Raw genomic sequence first — 5,111 nt, 5'->3', positions numbered from 1 at the left:
CGTTGTGCGCGCGCACAACGAGCGACCGGACCCGCTGGTCACCCGCAGCGACTCCGCACCCGCCCGTGGACGCGCCCGTCGCGCCGGTGCTGTCGTGAGCGCCGCACACACAACTCGTGTGTCTGGTGAGCACACCGGGCCGGCCCGGTGGGGCGGGGAGCGTTCATGGGTGGTGGCGGCGCGGGACTCGTCGTACGGGACCTGTCGGTGGGGTACGGACCCGTACGCGCGCTGCGCGAGGTGTCGCTGGAGGTGCCCGAGGGGGCCGTGGTGGCGGTGCTCGGCGGCAACGGCGCGGGCAAGTCCACCCTGCTGCGGGCCGTCAGCCGGACCCTCGCCTTCCACGGGGGCACGGTCACCGGCGGCACGGTCACCCTGGGCGACCGGCGGCTCGACGGGCTGCCGCCCGCCCGCGTGGTCGCCGCCGGGGTGTGCCAGGTGCCGGAGGGGCGGCAGGTGTTCGCGCGGATGACCGTCGCCGACAACCTGCGCGCCGGCGGCTTCGGCAGCTCCCGGGGACGTACGGCACGGGCGGCGGCCCTGCGCCGCGTCCACGAGCTCTTCCCCGTCCTCGCCGAACGCGGCCGGCAGCGCGCCGGCCTCCTCTCCGGCGGCGAACAGCAGATGCTCGCCGTCGCCCGGGCGTTGATGGCGGCCCCGAGGGTGCTGCTCCTCGACGAGCCGTCCCTCGGTCTCGCCCCGCTGATGGCCGAGCGGATCGCCGACACCGTGCGGGAGATCAACAGCCGGGGCACGTCCGTGCTGCTCGTCGAGCAGAACGCCGCGATCGCGCTGCGGCTCGCCGACCGGGCGTACGTCCTGGAGGTCGGCGAGGTGGCCCTCTCCGGGCCCGCCGGCGAACTGGCCGCCTCGGACGAGGTGCGCCGCCGCTACCTCGGCGTGGTCGACGAGGACGCGGCCGCCGACGCGCCGTCCGCCCGCGGCACCCTGCCCGCGCTGTCCCGGTGGGAGGGGTGAGCGCACGCATGACCTCCTCCGCACCGCCGACCGCCGGCGTCCTCCCGCTCCACGTCAGCGACCTGACCGTGCGCTTCGCCGGCCTCACCGCCCTCGACGGCGTCACGTTCACCGTCCGCCCGGGCACCGTCCACGCCCTCATCGGGCCCAACGGCGCCGGCAAGTCGACCTGCTTCAACGTCCTCACCGGTGTGTACCGTGCCACCGCGGGCAGCGTCCGGCTCGGCGAGAAGGAACTCACCGGACTGCCCGCGCACCGCATCGCGGACCTGGGGGTGGCCCGCATCTTCCAGAACCTCGCGCTGCCCCCGCACACCACGGTCGAGGACGCCCTGCTGCTCGGCCGGCACCGGCTGACCCGCACCGGGTTCCTCGCGGCGGGGCTGCGGCTGCCCTCGGCCGCGCGCGAGGAGCGCCGGCACCGGGCCCGCGTCCGCGAGATCGCCGCGTTCGTCGGTGTCGCGGACTGCCTGGACCGGCCGGCCGGCTCCCTGCCGTACGGGCGGCAGAAGCTCGCCGAACTGGCCCGCGCCCTGTGCATGGAGCCGACGGTGCTGCTCCTCGACGAGCCCGTCGCGGGCATGACCGCCGACGAGCGGCGCCGTACGGCCGCCGTCATCGCGGGGGTGCGCGACAGCCTCGGCATCTCGATCGTCCTGGTGGAGCACGACATGGGAGTGGTGATGCGGCTCGCCGACACGGTGACCGTCCTGGACTTCGGCCGCAGGATCGCGGACGGCGCCCCCGGCGACGTACAGAACGATCCCGCCGTGGTCCGCGCCTACCTGGGGGAGGCGAGGGAGGGATGAGCACGTTCGCCGGACTCCTCCTCAACGGTGTCTCCCTGGGCTCGGTCTACGCGCTCATCGCCCTCGGCTTCGTGGTGATCTTCCGGGCCACCGAGGTCGTCAACTTCGCCCACGCCTCCCTGCTGCTGGCCGGCGGTTACGTCACCGCCGTCCTCCACGACGACCTCGGCTTCTGGCCCGCGCTGCTCGTCGGGATCGCGGGCGCCGCGGTCGTCGGGGCGGCCGTGGAGTTCCTGGTCATGCGCCGCTACCGGGGCGCCGACCACAGCGTCCTCGCCATCGTCACGATCGGCGTGGACATCCTGCTCACCACCGAGCTGACCCGCCGCATCGGCACGGACGTCCTCGCGCTCGGCGACCCCTGGGGCGACGCGGTCCTCAGCCTCGGGCCGGTCTCCCTCGCCCACACGCGCATCGCCGCGTTCGTGGCCGCCGGGCTGCTGATCAGCGTGTTCCTGCTCGCCTTCCGGTACACCTCCTGGGGCGTGGCGATGCGGGCCGCCGCCGAGAACCCGGAGACGGCCGCGCTGATGGGCGTCCGGCTCAGCCGGGTGTCGCTGGGCGCCTGGGCCGTGGCGGGCGGGCTCGCGGCCGTCGCCGCGCTGTTCCTGACCGTCTTCCCCACCCCGGGCCTGGAACGGGCCACCTCGCTCGCCGCGCTGAAGGCCTTCCCCGCCGCGATCCTCGGCGGGCTCGACTCCACCACCGGCGCCCTCGTCGGCGGACTGATCGTCGGGATCACCGAGTCGCTGGCCACCGGCTACCAGAGCGACCTCGCCTTCCTCGGCCGCGGCCTGGGCGATCTCGCCCCTTACCTGGTGATGACCGCCGTCCTGCTGGTCCGGCCCGCGGGACTGTTCGGCACGAAGGAGCTCGCCCGTGTCTGACGTCCTGGCCACCGGGAAGGGCGCGCCCCGTACGGCCGGCGGCGGGCCCGCACGGAGACTCCCCGGCACCCGCGCCCTCGTGTGGACGGCCTTCGCCGCCCTGCTGCTCGCGCTCCCGTTCTACCTGGACCGTTTCTGGCTCCAAGCCGGACTCTTCGCGATGGCGGCGGCGATCGGGGCGATCGGCCTCAACCTCCTCACCGGCGCGACCGGTCAGCTCTCCATGGGCCACGCCTTCTTCCTCGCGGTCGGGGCGTACGGGTACTGCGTGCTGGCCGGGGACGGCGGCGGCGACGGTCTCGTCGGCCTCGGGCTGCCCACCTGGCTCGCCGCCGTCCTGGCCGTGCTCCTCGCCGGGGCCGCGGGCGGCCTGTTCAGCCCCATCGCCGGGCGGCTGCGCGGTGCGTACCTGGGCATCGCCACCCTCGCGCTGATCTTCATCGGGCAGCACGTGCTGTTCAACGCCCGCGAACTGACCGGCGGCTTCAACGGCCGTGACGTACCGCCGCTGAGCCTGTTCGGCCTCCGCTTCGACGACAGCGAGCTGGTGGTGGCGGCCGTGCCGTTCGGTGCGGCGGAGAAGCTCTGGTACGTCGGGCTCGCGCTGCTGCTCGGCGGTGCGCTGTTCGCCCGCGGGGTGCTGCGGGGGCGGCCGGGCCGCGCCCTGAACGCCATCCGCGACCACCGCGTCGCCGCCGGGGTGATGGGCGTGCCGGTCGCCCGGCACCGCGCCGCCGTCTTCGTGCTGTCCTCGATGTACGCGGGGCTCGCGGGCGTGCTGCTGGCGCTGGTCTTCCAGCGGACGGTGCCCGACCACTTCGGCATCACGCTCTCGCTGGAGTACCTCGCGATGATCGTCATCGGCGGGCTCGGCTCGGTGTCCGGCGCGGTGGTGGGGGCGTTCTTCGTCTCCCTGCTGCCGCAGCTGCTGACCCGCTACAGCGACGCGCTGCCCCTGGTCTCCGCCCCCGGCACGGGCGGGATCGCACCGGGCGAGGCGTCCCGGTACCTGTACGGCGCCGCCGTCGTGGCGGTGGTGCTCTTCCTGCCGGGCGGCCTGGTCAGGGTGGCCGCCCGGCGACGCGCCGAGGTCAGGCACACCCCAGGGGAGGAACGATGAGGACGACATCCGCGGCCGGCACGGCCAGAGCGGCCGCCGGGGCGCTCGCGGCACTGCTGGTGCTGTCCGGGTGCAGCGCGAAGGCCGGGGACGGCGGTGCCGGGGAGCGGGCCACCGGCGGCGTACGCACCGGGAAGGGGATCTCGGGCGGCACGATCGAGCTGGGCCTGCTCACCGACATGACCGGTGTGTACGCCACGCTCGGCAAGAGCGTCACCCAGTCCCAGCAGCTGTACTTCGAGCAGCTCAACGCCGACGGGGGTGTCTGCGGCCACAAGATCTCCCTCACCGTGCGGGACCACGGCTACGACCCGCAGCGGGCCGTCGCCGCGTACACCGAGCTGGAGCCGGAGGTGCTGGGCTTCCCGCAGTTCCTCGGCTCGCCGTTCGTCGCCGCCGTCGAACAGCGCGTCGAGGACCGGGACAAGGCGCTGGTGCTGCCGCAGGCGTGGGCCCACTCGCTGCTCGGCAGCCCCTACATCCGGGTCATCGGCTCCACGTACGACGTCGAGACGATCAACGCCATCGACTTCCTGATGAAGGAGGAGGGCATCGCGGCGGGCGACAAGGTCGGCCACGTCTACTTCGAGGGCGACTACGGCGAGAGCGCCGTGGAGGGTTCCCGGCACATGGCCCGGGAGGCCGGCCTCACGCTCGTCGAGCAGAAGATCAAGCCGACCGACAACGACATGACCGCCCAGGTCGCCGCCCTCAAGAAGGCGGGTGTGAAGGCGGTCGTGATCAGCGCGGGCCCGCGCCAGGCGGCCTCGCTCGTCGGCGTCGCCGCGGCCGGCGGCTTCGACGTACCGGTCATCGGCAACAACTCCGCCTTCTCCCCGCAGCTCCTCGCCACGCAGGCGGGCCCGGCGCTGATGAGGAACTACTACGTCGCCTCGCCCTCGCTGCCCATCGGCGCGGACACGGACCGGGCGAAACAACTCGTGGCCGACTACAAGGCGGCCTACCCGGAGGACTCCCTCGACAACGGCGTCGTCGCCGGCTGGACCGCCGCCGGCGTCTTCACCGAGGCGCTGAAGGAGGCGTGCGCCGCGAAGGACCTCACCCGCGAGGGCGTCGGCGAGGCGCTGCTCTCGCTGGACGCCTTCGACAACGGCTTCGGGGTGCGCCAGGACTTCAGCGACCCCGAGGTCCCGACCTCCAGGGAGAGCGTCGTCCTCAAGCCCGACAAGGCCGTGACGGGCGGTATGCGGGTGGTGCGCGAGCCGACGGCCTCGGAGGCGGCCCGGGCGTACACGCCGCCGGAAGCCTGAGCGGGATCCGGGAGAAACGGGTGTGGGCCCGAGCCGTCCGGCTCGG

General features: G+C 74.0%; 5 protein-coding genes. All 5 read left to right on the top strand.

Annotated elements, in window-relative coordinates; all coding sequences use genetic code 11:
- Positions 1 to 165: 165 nt before the first annotated feature.
- The 5 genes from UW392_RS61720 to UW392_RS61700 are packed head-to-tail and all read left to right on the top strand — an operon-like array spanning position 166 to position 5,065.
- Positions 166 to 978 carry an ABC transporter ATP-binding protein gene (locus UW392_RS61720; protein WP_320784277.1) on the top strand — a complete coding sequence of 271 codons (813 nt, stop codon included), beginning with the start codon at positions 166 to 168 and terminating at the stop codon, positions 976 to 978.
- A gap of 8 nt (positions 979 to 986) precedes the next feature.
- Positions 987 to 1,787, top strand: coding sequence for an ABC transporter ATP-binding protein (locus tag UW392_RS61715; protein WP_320784276.1), 801 nt, complete (start codon positions 987 to 989; stop codon positions 1,785 to 1,787).
- Complete coding sequence (locus UW392_RS61710; RefSeq protein ID WP_320784275.1) at positions 1,784 to 2,674, top strand: branched-chain amino acid ABC transporter permease; 891 nt, start codon at positions 1,784 to 1,786, stop codon at positions 2,672 to 2,674. The genes UW392_RS61715 and UW392_RS61710 overlap by 4 nt, the downstream gene beginning before the upstream one ends.
- Complete coding sequence (locus tag UW392_RS61705; protein ID WP_414497645.1) at positions 2,667 to 3,794, top strand: branched-chain amino acid ABC transporter permease; 1,128 nt, start codon at positions 2,667 to 2,669, stop codon at positions 3,792 to 3,794. Before UW392_RS61710 ends, UW392_RS61705 begins: the two co-directional genes overlap by 8 nt.
- The gene (locus tag UW392_RS61700; protein WP_320784274.1) at positions 3,791 to 5,065 is read left to right on the top strand and encodes an ABC transporter substrate-binding protein; all 1,275 of its coding nucleotides are present in this window, start codon (positions 3,791 to 3,793) and stop codon (positions 5,063 to 5,065) included. The genes UW392_RS61705 and UW392_RS61700 overlap by 4 nt, the downstream gene beginning before the upstream one ends.
- Positions 5,066 to 5,111: the final 46 nt, after the last annotated feature.

It is taken from the genome of Streptomyces sp. CRN 30 (assembly GCF_034105845.1).
This window is presented reverse-complemented; position numbering and strand designations above follow the sequence as displayed.